This window comes from Candidatus Pseudothioglobus sp. Uisw_016 (assembly GCF_048087635.1).
Lineage (GTDB): Bacteria > Pseudomonadota > Gammaproteobacteria > PS1 > Pseudothioglobaceae > Pseudothioglobus.
Genome location: NZ_CP159806.1, coordinates 723,602 through 742,637, shown reverse-complemented (window position 1 = coordinate 742,637; position 19,036 = coordinate 723,602). Strand labels below are relative to the sequence as shown.

Genomic DNA, 19,036 nt, shown 5'->3' with positions numbered 1-19,036 from the left:
TGAAACTACTAATGAAACTAAATTTAATTACAAAACATTCTTCGCTGATACTTCTATAGCATGTAGCATTGAGACTCCGAAAGATCGCATCGTTAGAAGGACATAGGAGTCTTCTTTATCTCTATAAATTATCGTTCCTATATGCTCCATAATAGTTCTAGAGACATTACCAACAGAAAATACATTTTTACTTAAATCGATTGGACAAATTCGCTCCAAAACATCTCTGCTTCTTGGACCATTAACCCTAATCATCGCCCAAGTATCAGATTGATCAGTATAGTAGGCAGGAGCATTTAATCTGTTTGCAATATTTGCTTCCGCATCATTTCCTTCATAAGAAAAATAAGCTAGAACTTGGTTTTTCTGTAAACGCCAAAGCGTTATGGATGAGTCTTTAGATTGAGTTGATTGTTCCATTTCAGGAAGCGATAGGCCACAAGACTTTGTCATTGATGACTCAATCTCTTTAAATTTGGACCTTGGTAATGCAACCATAACTAATGACTTGCCAACAACTTCTGAGACAGTTACTCCCTCAAACTGATGCTCAGCACCATCAAGTGCGGATTCTACTACTAATTCATAATCAGACACGCAAACGCTCTCCTTCTGGATCAACAAAGTGAGGGCTGCATATCTCAACTTCAATATCATTGCCTCTCACTAAGTCAACTGCTCGAACAAATTCGCCTTTACGGCTGTGTCCGCTCTTAATAAAACCAATACCAATATAGTGACCTAGTATTGGTGAATAAATACAAGATGAAATCCAGCCTTGATCTGTTTCAGTCGATGGCTTATCTCTTAAATTAAGGAGGTGTGAGCCAGCCTGAAGAAGGTCTTGAGTATTTACTGGCTTAAAACCAACCATCTGCATGCGATCGTCACGAAGAAGGTCTTCACGCAATCCAAGCTTGTAACCTATAAAGTCTTTCTTGCCAGAAATCATCCCACCCATTCCTAAGTCATAGGCGCTAGTTTGACCATTAAGCTCTGGACCAGCAGCGTGACCTTTTTCAATTCGCATTACGCCTAGGGCTTCGGTTCCATAAGGCACAACATTAAATTCTTCACCTGCCTCCATTAGGACTCTCATGAGTGAGTCGCCATAGCGAGTTTGAACAGCAATTTCATACGCCAATTCACCTGAAAATGATATTCTAAACAGCCTTGCAGGTATTCCGCCGCAAACTGTAATCTCACCAGCACCCATGTATGGGAATGCTTCATTTGAAATATCACAATCAGAATCAATAACTTTTTGAAGTAATTTACGAGAGTTTGGACCAGCAACTGCATACTGTGCAAACTGCTCTGTAACTGAAATCATGTGTACATCTAGATCAGGCCATAAGCATTGATGACAAAATTGTAAATGACGATAAACATTTACAGCATTTGCAGTAGTTGTGGTCATTACAAAATGATTTTCGGAAAGCCTTGCGGTTGTTCCGTCATCCATTACCATGCCATCTTCACGCAGCATTAAGCCATAACGAGTTTTACCCACTGGCACTTTTGCAAAAGCATTTACATAGACTTTGTTAAGGAACTCTGAAACATCAGCACCTTTAATATCGATCTTACCAAGAGTTGTTACATCACAAATACCAACTGATGCCCTTGTTTGCTTTACTTCACGGTCAACAGATTCACGCCAATGAGTCTCGCCTGGAAGTGGAAACCATTGAGAGCGATACCACATTCCAACCTCAACAAAAATAGCATCTTGCTCAACAGACCATTTATGGCTTGGAGTATAACGCGTTGGATAAAATTCCATCCCACGCCTTCTTCCAGAAAATGCTCCAATTGCTACTGGAGAATATGGAGGCCTAAATATCGTAGTTCCAGTCTCTTCCATGGTTTGACCCATATTGTCAGCCATAATACCAATTCCAAGAACGTTAGCAGTTTTACCTTGGTCAGTAGCCATACCTAACGTTGTATAGCGCTTAACATGCTCAACTGATTTAAATCCCTCTTGGTTTGCAAGCTTAATATCTTTTGCAGTAACGTCATTTTGAAGATCGACCCAAGCACGATTTTTTCCACTTGGAACCCCCCAGTTTGCAGTTACGCTATATAAAACTGTTTGAGTTTCAGCTGGATCTAATTCTTTAACATTGTAGCCTAGATCTAAAGCGACAGACGAACCCTCATTGTGCCCTTCAATAATTGCATCAGACAAAACCATTGTTCCTTTAGCTCTTCCCGCAACCGACATACCAGGTGGATTTGATTCATCTGGAATAAAGGATGCAATTTCTTCATTCCATTTTGGAATCCCTCGGTGATGACATGTTAAATGTAAGTTTGGATTCCATCCACCCGAAACAGCTAAGCAATCTGTGTCTATTGACTTACCATTAGAAAGCTTTATCGATTTAAGTGCTTTTCGACCCTTAGTATCAACCACATTTGTGCCCATAAAAATCTCAGCACCTGGAACTCTTAAAACAGGTTTAATTGAGCGCGAATCAATTACAGCAATAACTCTTATATTTTTTAAAACCAAGTCTCTCGCAGTATTCCAGCCATCATCATTATTTGTATAGACTGAAACTTTATCACCTGTAGCAACTGCAAATCTATTTGCATAAGATCTCACAGCGCTTGCAAGCATTATACCAGGACGATCATTATTTCCAAAAGCTATCGATCTTTCAATTGCACCAGCACAAAGAATTGAACGTTTAGCATAAATTCTCCAATTCACCTGACGAGGCTTATTTTTATCTTCCCTAGCTTCTGACGCTCTATTTTCGATTGCGCCATAAATGCCATGATCATAAACGCCAAAAATAGTCGTGTCAGACATCAATGTAACATTTTCAATTGCGCTTAAAGCAGCAACTGTATCTTTTGCCCACTTACTGCCAGACATACCATTAATTTTTATGGACTCAGTATTTAGCCTTCCACCCATTAAAAAATCTTCATCAGCAAGTATAACTTTTGCGCCAGAGCTAGCAGCCGTAATTGCAGCTGATAACCCAGTTGCGCCAGCACCAATAATTAGAATATCACAATAACGAAAACCTTTATCATATGTATCTGGATCAGGCTCAGTCGAGAGAGTTCCTAGTCCAGCAGCATTTCGAATTGCAGGCTCATAAAACTTTTCCCAAAAAGCTTTAGGCCACATAAAAGTTTTATAATAAAAACCAGCACCAACAAGTGGAGATAAAAAATCTATAATAGCCATAAGATCAAAGCCTAATGGGCCTTTATGGTTTTGACTATTTGCTTCTAATCCGTCATATAACTCTGTAACAGTTGCTCTAGTATTTGGATCTTTATAGGGACCATTTCCAATCTCCATGATTGCATTTGGCTCCTCAGAGCCGGCAGTAACTATACCACGCGGACGATGGTACTTAAAAGAGCGCCCAACTAATTTTTTATTATTGGCAAGTAAGGCTGATGCAAGCGTATCACCTTCGTAACCAGTTAATATATGGCCATTAAAAGTAAAGCTTATAGATTTTTTTTGATTTACTAAGCCGTCTTTTATTCGATTAATTTGTCTCATTTTCCTCTACCTATGCCTCTTGAAACATCTTGAGCTAACTCAACCTTAAGAATTTCATGTGATAAAGTATTTCTAGTAACAACCAACCAAGACTGATCGCCCTGCTCGTGGTACCAAAGCTCACGATGATCGCCAGCAATATTTTCTCTAATGTATTGGTATTGGTAAAAGTCTTCAGCAGATGCATCTTTCTCCCAATTAGTGGGACGTTTTATAAGATCAGCTGCACCTAGGTAAACAAATTCTTCAGAATCACGAGGGCCAAGTAATGGATGATTTATTATCATATTATGTCCTCCTAATGCAGATTTGGTTGAGCGCCAACACCTTTCTCATCTATCATTGCGCCGCGTCTAAATCGATCAAGCTTATATGCCGTTGCTACCTCGTGCGATGAGTTTGTAGCAAGTAAGTGGGCATAACAGTAACCACTAGCAGGTGTTGCTTTAAAACCACCATAACACCAACCGCCATTAAAAAATAATTCATCAATTTCAGTGCTATCTATAAATGGTGAGCCGTCCATTGACATGTCCATAACCCCTCCCCACATTCTAAGTAACCTAGCTCGGCCAATCATCGGCATTATAGCCATACCACCAGAGCAAACATCTTCAACAACAGGCAGGTTTCCACGTTGAGCATAAGTGTTATAGCCATCAATATCACCACCAAAAACAAGGCCACCCTTGTCAGACTGAGAACAATAAAAGTGCCCAGCACCAAAAGTAATTACATTGTCCATTACTGGCTTAAGGCCTTCAGTTACAAAAGCTTGAAGAACGTGACTTTCAATAGGAAGTTTAATTCCAGCTTTAGCCATTACTCTTCCAGATGAGCCTGCAACGCAAACTCCAACTCTTCCAGCTTTAATTTCGCCTTTAGTTGTTTGAACGCCTAAACATTTACCATTTTCAATGTTAAAGCCTGTAACCTCACAGTTTTGAATAATATCCACTCCAAGATCACTAGCGCCTCTTGCGTATCCCCAAGCTACGGCATCATGACGAACAGTGCCTCCACGAGGCTGAGCTAAAGCAGCTTTAATTGGGAATCTTGGGTTATCCATATCTAAAAATGGATACCTTTCTTTTACTTCTTTTGCTTCTATAAATTCACAGCCCGCATCAGCAAATAACATACCATTGCCTCTTCGAATAAATGCATCACGCTGAGCATCAGAATGGATTAAATTCATAATACCGCGCTGAGACACCATTGCGTTATAGTTTAAATCTTGCTCAAGATTCTCCCAAAGCTTCAGTGAAAATTCATAAAAAGGCTCATTTCCAGGCAGTAAATAATTTGATCTAATAATGGTTGTATTTCTGCCCACATTACCGCCGCCTATCCAGCCTTTTTCAACAACAGCAACATTGGTAATACCATGATTTTTTGCTAAATAGTAAGCAGTCGCTAAACCATGACCGCCTCCACCAACGATGACAACATCATACCCATCAGATTTTGGCTCAGCATCACGCCAAGTTGGCTCCCAGCCTTTATGACCAGTTAGCGCTTCTTTGAGAACCTTAAAGCCAGAAAAGCGTGTTTTACTCACTTTTTAGCTCCAAGGATAAGGACTATTAGAAACTGGGTGTAACTTGCCTGCTTGAAAGCGGCTAAACCTAAATGGCTCTAGAAGCTCTTGCTTTTCACCTAATAACTCTTCAGCAACTAAACAGCCGACACCTAGCATTTTATATCCATGATTACTATCTGCAATTATTGTTACATTTTCATTGTAAGTATCAATTACAGGGAAACTATCTGGAGTAAAGCAACCAATTCCGCCTGATGCCTCTTTATGATAATGAGGCATCATACCTTCAAATCTTTTATGACAATGCGCAAGAGCAGAAACCCACATTTCAGGGAAATCTTTACTTGCTGTAAACTCTTTACTTTCAGGGCCATATGGATCGATAGCAACTTCATTAACAGGTGTATCAACTGTATAAGGTGAAGCCCCTCCCTGGATGCCACCAAAGCTCCAATCAGGCTTATAATATATTCCCCATAGCTCATCCGTAATAAGTGAGCCATCTACAGTAGAATACAAAGGTGCATCAGTATCAATATGAAGAACTGGCGGAATCTTGCCATCATTGGTTACTAAAGTTTCAGGATCAATTTCTAAGACACCCTCTTCTAACTGCCAAAAACGCCACATATCAATATCTTGATGAACCTCACCTTCAAGATCCTTTAATTCAATTTGAGAAGGAAGGCCTAACATACGCCAAAAATCACGAACCCAAGGGCCAGCTCCAATAATTAAATTATCGCATGTAATTGTTCCTTTATCTGTCTCAACCGCAGTAACTCTTTGACCATTTCCCTCAGAAACAAAACCTGTTATCTCAGTTTCAAGAACTACAGTAACACCTAAATCCAATACTTTTTTAGAAAGACCCTCCATCGCTTTAACATTATTTGCATAGCCACCTGGCTTTTCATGAAGAACTGAAGTAATTCCTTGCGCTTGCCAATCATCAAACATATTTAGCATGTAATCACGCGACTCTTCCTCACCCTCAATAAAAACACTTTCATAGCCAATTGCAGCTTGTTCAGCATGGATTTGTTTAACATCTTCACGCATTTTTTCGCATGAAATTTGCATATATCCGTTTGGATGATAACTAAAGGCATCTGGATCACTTTCCCAAATACTAACTGAATGGGCCATCAATTTTCTCATAGCAGGTTGAAAATAATTATTACGAACAACACCGCAAGCAATTCCAGTTGCTCCAGCTGCAATTCTATTTGCTTTATCAATTATTACAATACGCCCGTTAACTCCCTCACCATCTGCAGTTAGGCGTTCGGCCAATCTCCATGCAGTTGATAATCCATGAATTCCTGCACCAGCAATAACATATTCGGCTTGACTTGGTAAAGACATACTAAACTCCTTTGTATTTTTTATTGTTAATAGAAATGTAAAGTTTAAATTTGAATAAAATCTAGTTTTTTAGTTATCATTATTATCTTTAAATTGAAAGCACTAAGTAGTTAAAAAATTCAAACTAAAGTGAAAATAATTCTATAGCTATATATAAAAAAATAATATACTTTCTTTAAGTTTTATGAATGACCCACAAATTATTAATATTTTAAATATATTTAGCTAATTATGCAATATAAGGGGCTAAATAGAGCTTGAAAAAACATATATTAAAAAAATACCAGTTATATTTAATTATGAATATTTGCTCTAATATAGTTAAAAAAGGTCTATTATGAAGGCTGTATATACAAAAAGTAAGTATACTTGGATTCAACATTTAGGGAACAACTATGTCTCGTAGATACTATAAATTACCGCCACTAACCTCTCTTGCAACGTTTGAGACTGCTGCTCGTCACAGAAGTTTTAAGGGTGCTGCTGAAGAACTTGGAGTTACTCCGGGGGCAGTTAGCCACCAAATTAAGTTTTTAGAAACCGAACTTGGTCTTTCGTTATTTGATAGAAAACACCACGGTAATAATTTAACCGATCACGGAGAATCTTTATTTGCTGTTCTTCAAAGTAGCTTTACAGCAATTTCTTCAACACTTGCAAATCTTAGGCGCTCTGCTACAGATAAAGAGGTAATTATTAGTGCGACTACAGCCATTTCTTTTCTTTGGCTACCACCTCATTTAGCAGAGTTTTGGAAACAACACCCTGAAATACCTGTTAATCAACATGTAACTGATAATCCTGATTCTCAAGGGATTGCTGTTGATTTAAAAATTTGCTATGGTTTTGTTGAGAATGAATCAAACCAAAAGCACACTCTTTTTCAAGATGAACTTGTTCCAGTATGTAGCCCTAGTTTTGCCAAAGAATACCCAAATATTACTGTTGAAGATTTAGCGCAAGCGCCTCTCATTCATCTCAGAGCAAAAGATAAAAATTGGTCAAATTGGTTCTCTTGGTTTAATGCTCTTGGATACAAAGGAAAAATCTCACCAGGAACTCATGTCAATAATTATATGATTGCCCTTCAAGCTGCTTCTGATGGAATGGGAATAGTCTTAGGCTGGAAGCGTCTGTGTAAACCTAAAATTGATAGTGGAGAGCTTGTTGTTCTGGGCGACACATCAATACCAGCTCCATCCGCGATATACATTATGAGTGAAAAAGAAGATTTACTCCCTGAAAATGTTAAAATTCTTAGAGATTTTCTAATTTCAAAATCATAAATTAATTGAAATATATTCAATTTTTTAGAGTAATTTTATTAAGAATAATTACTTTACGCTGATAGTATCATAGCGTTTTTTACTTTAACTTCTCTTCATGTCTATTCCACTTAGTAACTTAGACTCTGTCCTAACATCAACTGATAAAGCTAAAGGACTACCTAACGAGCACTATGTCAGTAATGCTGTTTTTGATGAAGAAAAAAAAGCAATTTTGTTTGACAATTGGTCAGCTATTGCCACTGGCAGTAATATACCAAATCCAGGAGATATAAAGCCACTGAACTTTGTTGGAATGCCTTTGATATTGGTTCGTAACTCAAGTGGAGATATTAATGTATTTCAAAATACTTGTCGCCATAGAGGGATGATTTTAATTGATAAACCAACAAATATAAAAGGAGTTATAAGCTGTCCATATCATAGCTGGTGTTACAATCTTGATGGTGATTTATGTGCAACACCCATGGTTGGAGGAACAGATATAAATACTCATGAGTCTATTAAAAATGAAGAGCTTGGTCTCTTTAAAATTCGATCTGCAGTTTGGCAAGACGTTATCTTTGTAAATATTTCTAATTCTGCAAAGGAGTTTACTGATTATGCTTCAAAAGCAATTGAGAGATGGTCTGAGTTTGAAAAACCCCTTCATCATGGAGGTGAGAGCTCTTCATTCAAACTTAATCTAGATACTAACTGGAAGCTAGCAGTTGAAAACTATTGTGAAAGCTACCATCTTCCTTGGGTCCACCCTGAGCTTAATGTTACTTCAAGTATAGAAGATCACTATCATATTGAGGAGATGGGTCATTTCTCTGGGCAAGGCTCTCATGTCTATAACCAAATGAAAAGTGATGATGGCAACGTATTTCCAGATTTTGAAAATTTGTCAGATGAGTGGGACACTAAAAGTGAGTATATAGCCTTGTACCCAAATGTACTTTTAGGAGTTCATAGGGATCACTTTTTTTCAATAATTATAGAACCAATCTCTACAAATAAAACAATTGAGCATGTCTCACTATATTATGCAAAAGATCCCTCTGAAATGCTAGAACTAAAAAAACTTATAGACTCTAACGCGTCTTTTTGGAAAACTGTATTTAGTGAAGATATTGGGGTTGTAGAGGGAATGCAGCGCGGAAGAAGTGGATTAATGTTTGATGGCGGTAAATTCTCACCAGTAATGGATAGCGCTACTCACTGTTTTCATCAGTGGGTAGCTAAATTTTTAAAAGACTTTAGGGAAAAGCAGAAAGCTAATTTATAACCTTGCTTTGTAGGCTGTTAAAGTATTCTCAAGTAATACTGCAATAGTCATTGGGCCGACACCTCCAGGAACAGGAGAGATAGCAGAGACCATACCTTTGACAGCTTCATAATCTACATCACCCACCAGAGATCCATTATCAAGTCTATTAATACCAACATCGATAATAACGGCGCCTTCTTTTATCCAGTCAGCATTAACTAAGTTTGCAACCCCAGCAGCAGCAACAATAACATCTGCTGACTTAGTTTTAAGCTTAATATCTTTTGTTTCCTTGTGGCAAACTTGAACTGTAGCACCAGCATTAAGAAGCTCCATTGCCATTGGCCTTCCAACAATATTTGAAGCGCCAATGATTACGCAATCCTTCCCCCTTAAGTCACACTTGATAGAGGCTAACATTTTCATAACGCCTCTAGGAGTACAGGGACTAATGAACGGTTTCTTTAAACTTAACTTGCCAATATTTTCACTACTAAAACCATCAACATCTTTTTCGGGAACAATCGACTCAATTATCACATTCGCATCAATGTGAGCAGGCAAAGGAAGCTGAACCAAGATGCCATCGATATTACTATTTACATTAAGCCTTTGAACTTCCGAGAGGAGCTCTTCTTGAGTAATATTTGCGGATTTATGAATCTGATCAGAATAAAAGCCAACCTGGACGCAAGCTTTAGATTTATTTCTTACATAGACCTTAGAGGCTTCGTCATCACCAACTAAAATGACTGCTAGGCCAGGAGGTCTAGAATACTGCTTTACTTCGTTAGCAATATTTTTTCTAAGATTTTCAGCAAGAACTCTGCCATCTATAATTTTCATCTTAACAACTCTCCAGATTTTATAAATACAAAAATGCTATTATCGTGACAAACAACATTTAAATTAGTAATTAATTTCAATTAGGTTTGAATTTTAAAAAAGAGTCTTTAAATCGCCTTAGATTAGTTTTAATCTATACCCAGTAATTTTCTTCTTTGTGTTGCCCATGTTTGAATAAGATGATCGACAGCAAGTCCAATAAAAGCAACACATAAACCTAGCAACAAGCCATTACCGATACCCTGTTTGTCAGATAAAGCTTTCAATATAAATTGTCCTAAATCATCAGTTCCAATCATTGCACCAATGATGACCATAAATAGGGCAAAAACAACGGTTTGATTAAGACCCAACATGATGTGAGGTAATGCAAGAGGCATTTCTATTTTAAGCCATCTCTGCATCCGATTAACGCCGGACATTGAGCCAGCATCTTGAAGTGCTTGAGGAACGCTTGTGAGGCCCTCTACTGTGTATCGAGTTGCTGGAATAGTCGCATACACAATTACAGCAATTAGTACAGAGGTGTCTGTAACACCAAAAAGCATAATAACTGGTATCAAGTAGATAAACGAAGGAAAGGTTTGAAAGGTATCACAAACCAACAAAATAATCTTACTTGCAATCTTGTTTCTGGCACAAAGAGAGCCAACGGTTATTCCAATTAAACCAGATACAATAACGCCAAAACTTGCCATATAGGCTGTAATAAGAGCTCTCTCCCACCATTGTAAAAGAGCAATAACCAGTAAAAAACCACCAACTACCAGCGCAGACCTGATCCCGCCAATAATATAGCCAACGCCCATGACGAGTGTAAAGGTCGCTATGACTGGCATCGAGAGGTAAGCCGTCTTCATTGGAATAAGGACATCCTGAATTAACCAAGTGTTAAACCCCTGCAATGAAAAGAAAAAAGTATCCCAAATCCAGTCAACACCTGACTGCCAAAAAAGTTGAGATGTGTAACCCTTGTTGTGTGGAATCATATAAAGATAATTGATTCCGTCCCTAAACAAAAACGTTCCAAGATATGCCAACAAAGTTCCAACGAAAAGAATGGCAGCAAAGGATACCGCATACTTATGTCTTTCAATGAAAGGTAGGTCTGCAAAATAATCAGTTTGCTTATTAGCCCATGCCAGAGAAAGTTTATCTAAAAATACCGCAATAAGGACAATACAAATACCAAGCTCTAAAGCTTGGCCTATTTTTAGCTGATTTAGTGCAAGAAGTAAATTAAAGCCTAAACCTTTTGCGCCAATAAATGAAGCAATTACTGCCATCGCTAGGCACTGCATAATTACCTGGTTTACGCCAATCAGAATATCTCTTCTAGCTGAAGGAATTAAAACTTTAGACATCAGTTGAAAGTTATTACAGCCACTCATCATCCCCGCATCAATAACTTCAGGAGAAACCTTTTTTAAGCCAAGAAGTGTCAGCCTGATCATCGGCGGCGTTGCAAATATAATAGTTGCTATAGCACCTGCATGATCGCCTACACCAAAGAAAACCATGACTGGAACAAGGTAAGAGAAATGGGGCATTGTCTGTGCTACGTTTAGCAGAGGCATTAAGACTGTTTCAGTAGTTTTACTCTTATAGGCCCAAACACCAAGACTAAGGCCCAAAATAAAAGATATTGGAGCAGCAACTAGAACAAATGAGAGTGTTTCCATGGCAGGCTCCCACTGACCAAAAACACTGATATATATGGTAGAAAAAGCAGCCAATATTGCTAAACCTCTTCCACTTAAAAAATAGCCAATCATAATCGCTGAAGCAGACACAACAGTCCATGGAAGTCCGGGCCAAACTGCCCACTCATTCGCATCAGACCACTCCCAGCTTGTAAAGGCAACAATTGTTTTAATTCCACCCAATAAGATCTCACGAATAAACTCAATAGCAAAGAGAATAGAGCGAGAAAAACCTCTAGTTATCTCCTTGACCATTGCAGATTCGTCATAATCTTCAATATCTGGATCATAAATTTCAATCGGCCACCATTCGTACATTACAAATTCTGCAGAATCATTAATGATTTGATTCATTGTCCAAAAACTACTTGTGGTGATGTCACCAAAAAACCAATTCAATAGTGTTGGTAGGATTAAAAAGCCAACAATAATTCCAGCAGGTATATAGACAAACAACTTTGTCCAGTTTTGTTTAAACCAGACAATTGGAAGATCTCTAGTTTCCTTAGTAGTCAAAAGAAACTTTCTAAATAGCAAGCCAAGAATAGTTAAGAGAGCTATGAGTTTAAATACTATTGAAGTATCTGTAACTGGATTAAAAAAGTTTAATTCTGGAAGTCTTACTAATTGAGGTGGGAGCTGACCACTAAGAATCATTCTAAATGACTCCGAGAAACCAACTATGGCATCGATTTCTCCAGATTTAACTTTATTAGCAAAACCATCACGAAGTAAAATAATATCGTGATATTCTCCCGTCATTGACATGAGAATAAAAAATACAATTAAAACAATGCCAAATTGAAGTAGTTTAGGATTATTTTTAAGAAATTCCATAGTCAGTTTATCTAAATATTATGATTTGGAGCGATCACCAAAAAGGACATGAATAATAGTAGAGCAATTTAAAACGCCAACTATATTATTATTTTCATCCAATACAGCTACCGGCTTTTGTTCACTAAGCACTGCCTCTGCAACAGTTTCAATAATTGCGTCTTTAGAAACCTGAAGTTCACTCAACTCTTCATCAGAGCTGCCAACAGGATCCATGACTGACTCAATCTTTAGAACTTTTTCTCTAGGAACTTCTTCAGTAAACTTACGAACATACTCAGTTGCTGGATTAAGAACAATATTAGCTGGAGTATCTAACTGCTCAATAATGCCATCTTTCATAATTGCGATTCGATCAGCGAGTCTTAATGCTTCATCGAAATCATGAGTAACAAATAGAATTGTTTTGTTTAATACACCTTGTAATCTCAAAAATTCATCTTGCATTTCTTTTCGAATTAATGGGTCCAGGGCAGAGAATGGCTCATCTAAAAACCAAATATCTGGTTCAACCGCTAATGAGCGAGCAATTCCAACTCTTTGTTGCTGACCACCTGAGAGCTCTCTAGGAAAGTAATTTTCACGGCCTGTCAGACCAACAAGTTCAACCATTTCCATTGCTCGTTTCATACTATCATTAGTACTACTTCCTTTAACCTGTAATGGAAATGCAATGTTTTCTAGTACGGTTTTATGGGGAAGTAGTGCAAAGCTTTGAAACACCATTCCCATTTTATTTCTTCTAAGTTCGATAAGCTCTTTAGAATTAAGTGCAAGAAGATCCTCTCCATCAATATATATCTTTCCTGCTGTTGTATCAGTGAGTCTGGATATACATCTTAGTAGGGTTGATTTACCTGAGCCTGAAAGACCCATTACAACCAACATCTCACCTTCGTACACTTCAAATGAAGCACTATTTACACCAACAACGCAGCCGGCATCCTGGAATTCTTTGGCATCAACTTTACCATTAGCCTCTTGAAGTAGTTTTTTTGCATTTTCACCAAATATTTTGTAGACCGAGTCACACTTGATGACTGGTTGTTTGTTTTTAATATTCGTTTCTTTAGGTGGCATATAAATAGTCCAAAATTGATTTAAATCTCACAACTGTAGTATACAAAAAAATACCTTTGTTCTGAAAGTTATTAGTGGGTAATTCTATCTAAAGTTTTTCAAGGGCATAATAAATCTCCCCTAGCTGAGAAAGCCCAGGGGAGAGATTTAAAACATTAACAAACTCCTTAAAAAAATTAAGAAGTCTAAGCTATAGAAGCCTTATTTAAATGCTGAAACAACATCCTGATTAGCAGCAAGCCATGCAGATGCAGCATCTTGATGGCTCATGCCATCAACGTCAACAAGTGCGGCCATTTGACCAATATGAGTTGTTGAGAAAGACATCTTTGTAAAAGCTGTATATGCAGCAGGGTGTGTCTTAGGGAACTTATAGTTAGCTGCTTTTTTCAACCAACCTTTTGGAGATCCACAAGCACCATCACCACCATCAACTGTTCTACAACCATCATAGTACTCAGGGAATTCAATGAATGCAAATCCATCAGCATCAGTAAAGTTTGGAGTCCAGTTAAAGACGATTGTTCCACGGCCTTCTTTTTTAGCAGCAGCTAAATCAGCCCATAGTGCATCTGCACCACCAGCAAACTTAACCATATAGTCATCACCAAGACCTAACGCAGCAATACGCTCTGGCATAAGGTTACCATGCCAACTTTGTGGTCCTTCTAACCAACGACCTTTACCACCTGAGTCTGCAGTAACAAACACATCTTTACAGTCTTTAAGTGCTTCCCAGTTTGGAAGTCCAGGACATAGGTTTTCGTCCACAACCCATTGTGGAACTCCCATTTCTTCAAGAGTCATTGCTTCATGGTTACCTGCATCAACAATTCCGCCTTTCTCCATTGCGTTATAAAAAGATGCACCAAATGCAGACTGCCATACTTCGTGTGAAATAGTTACGTCTCCATTACGGATCGCTTCATAAACTGCTTGAGAGTCAGCAGGAACATATTCTACATTGTTACCCATACTTTCAAAAATACCACCGATTACATAAGCCATAACAACTTGGCTTGACCAGTTATGAGTTGGAATGACAATTGGCTTCGAAGAGTCAGCTGCAAGAGCTTGACCCGATACAGAAGCTAAAGTCATCGTTAAAGCAGCAGCAGCCACCTTACTTGTAAACTTATTCATTTATTTCTCCTTTTATTGTTTAATCAAATATATTTAAGAAAATTATAGAAAAATCTCAAAAAATTCAACTTTAAAATGATTTTTTTAACAAATACTGCCTTAAAAACCATACTCACAGCTTTAGACTTAATTACTAATCTAAAACATTCTTTTGCCTGAAAATAACTACATTCTTACTCGAGTCTTTTCAGGATCATAAAACGGAAAGCGAACAATCTTTGCTGAAAGGCGCTTTTGGTGTCCATCTAATTTTCCTATTTCAACATCGTTGCCAATTTCTGACTCTGATACTGAAATTCTACAAAGTGCAATATTCTTTTTTAATATTGGAGAGCGTGTTGCACTTGTTACTACTCCAACCTGTTGCTTTCCAATATACACCCCATCTCCATGGAGCGCAACCTCATTTGAAGTTAATTCTAACCCAACAAGAACTCTTTGTGGAGAATTCTTACGAAGAATTAATGCTTCTTTTCCAGAAAAATCTTCCTCTTTTGTTTTCAGTGGAACCGTAAATGCAATACCCGCTTCAAATGGGTCAGTTTGATCGCAAAATTCATAGCCTGCAAAAATTAAACCTGCCTCTATTCTAAGCATATCAAGAGCATTTAATCCCAAAGGACATATACCAAATTCCTCACCAGCCTCTGCAATTGAGTCCCACACAGATTCACAATCCTTTGGATGAGCAAAAACTTCGTAACCAAGTTCGCCCGAATATCCAGTCCTAGAAACCATCACAGGAATCCCAAACTCACCACCAATTCTACCAATCGTAAATCGAAACCATTTAAGGTCTTCAATCGTGGTTTGTAATTTAGGTATCCAAATAATTTTTGATAAAGTCTCGCGACTTTTAGGGCCCTGAACCGCAACATTGTGGAGCTGATCAGTTGAAGATTTAACTCTAACATCTAATCCACGATCCTCAGCAATTTTCCTGAGATGTTTGCCGCCATCATCTGAGCCACCAATCCATCGAAAGTTATTGTCATCAAGGCGGAATAAGGTTCCATCATCAATCATGCAGCCATTGTCATAACACATCGCAGAATAAACAACTTGACCGACCGCTAGCTTGCGAACATCCTTGGTAATCGCATATTGCATTAGGACTTCAGCATCTTGGCCATAAACTTCAAACTTTCTTAGCGGTGCAAGATCAATCATGGCGACCGCTTCACGGCACTGCCAATACTCTTTAATCGCACCTAAATTCTCATACTCGAGTGGTAGCCAGTAGCCGTTATAGTTATCAAAGTTTTTTGTTAATTTAGAGGTATTTTTATGAAAACCAGTTTCTTTAGTCATAGTCGGTATCGATTGTGGGTCAGGCCTAAAAGCCGTAGCCGATGGGAAAGTATTAGATTTATCATAGATCCTAACATGTATATCGGAAGGATTCCATCCATTTGCTGAAGTGGTGTCATCTGGACAAGCTGAGGAGACGCAAACAAGATCATTTACAGCCCTTAATAAAACGTAATCTCCGGGTCTAGACCAAGAGACATCAGATGTGAGTGAGTGGCACTCTTCTATCGCTGTATTAAAAAAGAGATTAACCGCTGCCCAGTTTCGTCTTGGCTTAACTCCATACTCTGCGAGAGATAAATTAAAGTTATCAGTGCAGCTTATATGACCGGGAAAACCTCGATCTTCATAATATTTAGCGTTACAGGCAAGGCCAAAAGTATCATGCCTACATACTGTGTCTTGAATGACTTCTACTAATGGCACTGAGTTTTGGTTATAGAACTTATCGTGAGTACCTGGCGCGGGATAACTTGCCTGCATTTGAGACCTTGTCACTGTTGGATCAAGGCAAAGCTCTAAATTATTTTTTAAATCTTCTTCTAAAAATGCTTGAAAGTCTGAGCATTGCTGACCTTCAACATCAATAATTTGAATGTACTCGCCGGCCTTTACTTTATAAGCAACTGCAGAGCTGTTATTTATCCGAATCTCTTTAGAAGATTTGGCAAGAGGCTCAGGAAGTCTCTCAGATGGATTTGATGGATTTGAGCGAGACACATTAATCAAAATTTCAGTGGGAGAATTCTGCTTATCTACTATCATTGGTCCACCTTTAGCATCAAATACGCACAAGGCATCATTTTTAATATTGAAAGATTGACGTGAATCAGCAGGATTTGATGCTGAAAAAAGCTCAGTACCATTTAGTTTTTTGGAATCAATTTGGTTATGCTTTAGAATTGCCCTGAGCATATCAGAGCATTCATCTGTGCTTATTTCAGATGCGTTACTTTTAGGTTTTGAATTCCAGCTTAAAGTTGACAATACTGATAATTTTTTAGAGTTAAAAGCAAGGACACTACACTGCTGATCTCCCTCTACATCGACTATTTCTACTGAATCACCACTCTTTAAGTCAATTGAAATTGCCTCACCACCAAGTATTTGGTAAGTTTCACAATCTCCATCATATTTAATATTAGAAACTCTCATTTAGGACAATAATTTAACAGATAATTTGAGTATACATAGAATAATTTATAGGTCAATTTGAAAATATTCATGCTTCGATGAAATGAATTACAAACTAAAAAATAGTTTATACGGCACTCCAGGGGGTGGAATGCCGAAAAACTAAGGAGTTAAGATTCAGAGCTTTGCTCCAAATTAACCCCTTTAGAAACCACTTACAGTAGTTAGAATTTACGGTAAGCGTTATTAAGGTCAACCATTGGGTGGTTTTCTGACATTTGAAACTTAACCAATAATTCACGAGCAATCATATCTCGCTCTTGCTGATTATTTGGAAGTTTTATATTGTCCGGAATAGTGACCCAACCATTAATATTTCTATCAAAAACAGCAGCTTGATCGCCCTCATAACCCATATGAATATCTTCTAACCAGTTAAGATCTTTCCAGCCCATTTTTTCAATATATTTTTGTAAAAAAGGCGTTATAAATTTAAGATCAGGGACAAGGTTTACATCATATCTATAACCGATATGCTGTCCAATCATTTGCTCGCGATCGGTATCTAAGCCGTCAGCACCAACTTCAAATGTTTCTTCATTTTTACTCATAATAACTCCTTATCTTAAAAACGTGTCATATCAGGACGGCCAACCGTGTGCTGTGAACCTGCAATAGGAACTTGTGCACAAGCTGAAGCCTCCATAGTAAGCGCAGCTAAATCTTCTGGCTCCAATGAGTGAATATTTGTCTTACCACATGCTCGAGCCATCATTTGTGTCTCGATTGCTAGTGTATGTAAGAAGTTGTATACACGCTCTGATGCTTCATCCGGATCTAGACGCTTTCTAAGCTCAGGATCTTGAGTTGCTACACCAACCGGACAGCGCCCAGTATGACAGTGATAACATTCACCGGCTTTAACGCCCATTTCAGCTTCAAAATCAGCCTCAGGAATGTCTCTATTACAGTTAAGCGCCATAAGCGATGAATGACCAATCGCAACCGCGTCAGCACCAAGTGCAACCGCTTTAGCAACGTCACCACCATTTCGAATACCCCCAGCATAAACTAAAGAAATTCTGCCACTCATCCCCACATCATCAATTGCTCTTCGAGCTTGGCGAATTGCTGCAATTCCTGGAATTCCAGTCTCTTCTGTTGCAATATGTGGTCCAGCAGCAGTACCGCCTTCCATACCATCAATATAAATACTATCACAACCAGTTTTAGCGGCCATACGCACATCATCGTATACACGCGCTGCACCAAGTTTTAGCTGAATTGGAATCTGACCATCTGTCGCTTCACGAATTTCTTCAATTTTAAGCGCCAAATCATCTGGTCCAAGCCAGTCTGGATGTCTAGCAGGAGAGCGCTGATCAATACCAGCAGGTAAAGAACGCATTTCAGCAACTTGGTCTGTAACTTTTTGACCCATTAGGTGTCCACCTAATCCAACCTTACAACCTTGACCAATAAAAAACTCAACACTATCAGCTAGACGTAAATGTTGTGGATTAAAGCCATAACGAGACTGGATACACTGATAAAACCATTTACTTGAGTAACGCCTCTCATCTGGAATCATTCCACCTTCACCAGAACAAGTAGCTGTTCCTGCCATCGTAGCACCTCGAGCTAGAGCAGTTTTAGCCTCATAACTCAACGCACCAAAACTCATTCCTGTAATATATATAGGGATGTCGAGCTCTAATGGTCTTGGAGCCTCTGGCCCAATAATTGTTTTAGTTAAACATTTTTCTCTATAACCCTCAATAACAAAACGGGTTAATGTTCCTGGCATAAATGTTAAATCGTCCCATGTTGGAATTTTTTTAAATAGAGAGAATCCTCTCATTCTATATCTTCCCAAATCAGACTTAATGTGAATATCATCCATCACTGCTTTAGGGAAGATAAAACTTTTACCTAGTCTATGTTTTTCCGAATCACTCATAATATTTCCTTTTGTTTAATTTGTTAAAAGCACTA

The 19,036-nt window shown here is 38.2% G+C and carries 14 protein-coding genes; 2 read left to right on the top strand and 12 right to left on the bottom strand.

Annotated features, from left to right (window positions below; genetic code table 11):
* Nucleotides 1-27: 27 nt before the first annotated feature.
* Genes ABXT69_RS03710 through ABXT69_RS03690 form a run of 5 tightly spaced genes read right to left on the bottom strand, consistent with a single transcriptional unit; the run spans nt 28 to nt 6,449 of the window.
* Nucleotides 28-597, bottom strand: coding sequence for a sarcosine oxidase subunit gamma (locus ABXT69_RS03710; RefSeq protein WP_416679289.1), 570 nt, complete (start codon nt 595-597; stop codon nt 28-30).
* The gene (locus ABXT69_RS03705; RefSeq protein WP_416679287.1) at nt 590-3,538 is read right to left on the bottom strand and encodes a sarcosine oxidase subunit alpha family protein; all 2,949 of its coding nucleotides are present in this window, start codon (nt 3,536-3,538) and stop codon (nt 590-592) included. Before ABXT69_RS03705 ends, ABXT69_RS03710 begins: the two co-directional genes overlap by 8 nt.
* Complete coding sequence (locus ABXT69_RS03700) at nt 3,535-3,825, bottom strand: sarcosine oxidase subunit delta (RefSeq protein WP_416679285.1); 291 nt, start codon at nt 3,823-3,825, stop codon at nt 3,535-3,537. The genes ABXT69_RS03705 and ABXT69_RS03700 overlap by 4 nt, the downstream gene beginning before the upstream one ends.
* A gap of 11 nt (nt 3,826-3,836) precedes the next feature.
* Nucleotides 3,837-5,099, bottom strand: a complete 1,263-nt coding sequence (locus ABXT69_RS03695; protein WP_416679283.1) for a sarcosine oxidase subunit beta family protein — start codon at nt 5,097-5,099, stop codon at nt 3,837-3,839.
* Between the two features lie 3 nt (nt 5,100-5,102).
* Nucleotides 5,103-6,449, bottom strand: a complete 1,347-nt coding sequence (locus ABXT69_RS03690) for an NAD(P)/FAD-dependent oxidoreductase (RefSeq protein WP_416679281.1) — start codon at nt 6,447-6,449, stop codon at nt 5,103-5,105.
* 395 nt (nt 6,450-6,844) lie between these two features.
* Here ABXT69_RS03690 and ABXT69_RS03685 point away from each other — a divergent pair, with 395 nt between their 5' ends.
* Both ABXT69_RS03685 and ABXT69_RS03680 read left to right on the top strand, forming a co-directional pair.
* Complete coding sequence (locus ABXT69_RS03685; protein ID WP_416653235.1) at nt 6,845-7,735, top strand: LysR substrate-binding domain-containing protein; 891 nt, start codon at nt 6,845-6,847, stop codon at nt 7,733-7,735.
* A gap of 97 nt (nt 7,736-7,832) precedes the next feature.
* Entirely contained in the window at nt 7,833-9,005 is a 1,173-nt protein-coding gene (locus ABXT69_RS03680) for an aromatic ring-hydroxylating oxygenase subunit alpha (RefSeq protein ID WP_416679278.1), read from the top strand.
* Here the strand turns inward: ABXT69_RS03680 and folD are convergent.
* The 7 genes from folD to ABXT69_RS03645 form a co-directional block, all read right to left on the bottom strand.
* On the bottom strand, nt 9,000-9,833 hold the full coding sequence (folD, locus tag ABXT69_RS03675) for a bifunctional methylenetetrahydrofolate dehydrogenase/methenyltetrahydrofolate cyclohydrolase FolD (protein ID WP_416679276.1): 834 nt from the start codon (nt 9,831-9,833) through the stop codon (nt 9,000-9,002). The two genes, ABXT69_RS03680 and folD, sit on opposite strands and share 6 nt — an antisense overlap.
* 128 nt (nt 9,834-9,961) lie before the next feature.
* Nucleotides 9,962-12,373: an ABC transporter permease gene (locus ABXT69_RS03670; RefSeq protein WP_416679274.1), complete on the bottom strand. Its 2,412-nt coding sequence runs from the start codon at nt 12,371-12,373 to the stop codon at nt 9,962-9,964.
* An 18-nt stretch (nt 12,374-12,391) separates the two neighbouring features.
* Entirely contained in the window at nt 12,392-13,453 is a 1,062-nt protein-coding gene (locus ABXT69_RS03665) for a quaternary amine ABC transporter ATP-binding protein (protein ID WP_416653227.1), read from the bottom strand.
* A gap of 201 nt (nt 13,454-13,654) precedes the next feature.
* Nucleotides 13,655-14,596 carry an ABC transporter substrate-binding protein gene (locus ABXT69_RS03660; RefSeq protein ID WP_416653225.1) on the bottom strand — a complete coding sequence of 314 codons (942 nt, stop codon included), beginning with the start codon at nt 14,594-14,596 and terminating at the stop codon, nt 13,655-13,657.
* A 165-nt stretch (nt 14,597-14,761) separates the two neighbouring features.
* Nucleotides 14,762-17,062, bottom strand: coding sequence for a DUF1989 domain-containing protein (locus ABXT69_RS03655; protein WP_416679272.1), 2,301 nt, complete (start codon nt 17,060-17,062; stop codon nt 14,762-14,764).
* Between the two features lie 203 nt (nt 17,063-17,265).
* Nucleotides 17,266-17,652, bottom strand: a complete 387-nt coding sequence (locus tag ABXT69_RS03650; RefSeq protein WP_416653220.1) for a hypothetical protein — start codon at nt 17,650-17,652, stop codon at nt 17,266-17,268.
* Between the two features lie 14 nt (nt 17,653-17,666).
* The gene (locus ABXT69_RS03645; protein WP_416653217.1) at nt 17,667-19,001 is read right to left on the bottom strand and encodes an FMN-binding glutamate synthase family protein; all 1,335 of its coding nucleotides are present in this window, start codon (nt 18,999-19,001) and stop codon (nt 17,667-17,669) included.
* Between the last annotated feature and the right edge of the window lie 35 nt (nt 19,002-19,036).

Coding starts and splice junctions, on each gene's coding strand:
- ABXT69_RS03660 (WP_416653225.1), bottom strand. CDS start 14,596: ATGAATAAGTTTACAAGTAAGGTGGCTGCTGCTGCTTTAACGATGACT.
- ABXT69_RS03655 (WP_416679272.1), bottom strand. CDS start 17,062: ATGAGAGTTTCTAATATTAAATATGATGGAGATTGTGAAACTTACCAA.
- ABXT69_RS03650 (WP_416653220.1), bottom strand. CDS start 17,652: ATGAGTAAAAATGAAGAAACATTTGAAGTTGGTGCTGACGGCTTAGAT.
- ABXT69_RS03705 (WP_416679287.1), bottom strand. CDS start 3,538: ATGAGACAAATTAATCGAATAAAAGACGGCTTAGTAAATCAAAAAAAA.
- ABXT69_RS03680 (WP_416679278.1), top strand. CDS start 7,833: ATGTCTATTCCACTTAGTAACTTAGACTCTGTCCTAACATCAACTGAT.
- ABXT69_RS03690 (WP_416679281.1), bottom strand. CDS start 6,449: ATGTCTTTACCAAGTCAAGCCGAATATGTTATTGCTGGTGCAGGAATT.
- ABXT69_RS03670 (WP_416679274.1), bottom strand. CDS start 12,373: ATGGAATTTCTTAAAAATAATCCTAAACTACTTCAATTTGGCATTGTT.
- ABXT69_RS03645 (WP_416653217.1), bottom strand. CDS start 19,001: ATGAGTGATTCGGAAAAACATAGACTAGGTAAAAGTTTTATCTTCCCT.
- ABXT69_RS03665 (WP_416653227.1), bottom strand. CDS start 13,453: ATGCCACCTAAAGAAACGAATATTAAAAACAAACAACCAGTCATCAAG.
- ABXT69_RS03700 (WP_416679285.1), bottom strand. CDS start 3,825: ATGATAATAAATCATCCATTACTTGGCCCTCGTGATTCTGAAGAATTT.
- ABXT69_RS03685 (WP_416653235.1), top strand. CDS start 6,845: ATGTCTCGTAGATACTATAAATTACCGCCACTAACCTCTCTTGCAACG.
- folD (WP_416679276.1), bottom strand. CDS start 9,833: ATGAAAATTATAGATGGCAGAGTTCTTGCTGAAAATCTTAGAAAAAAT.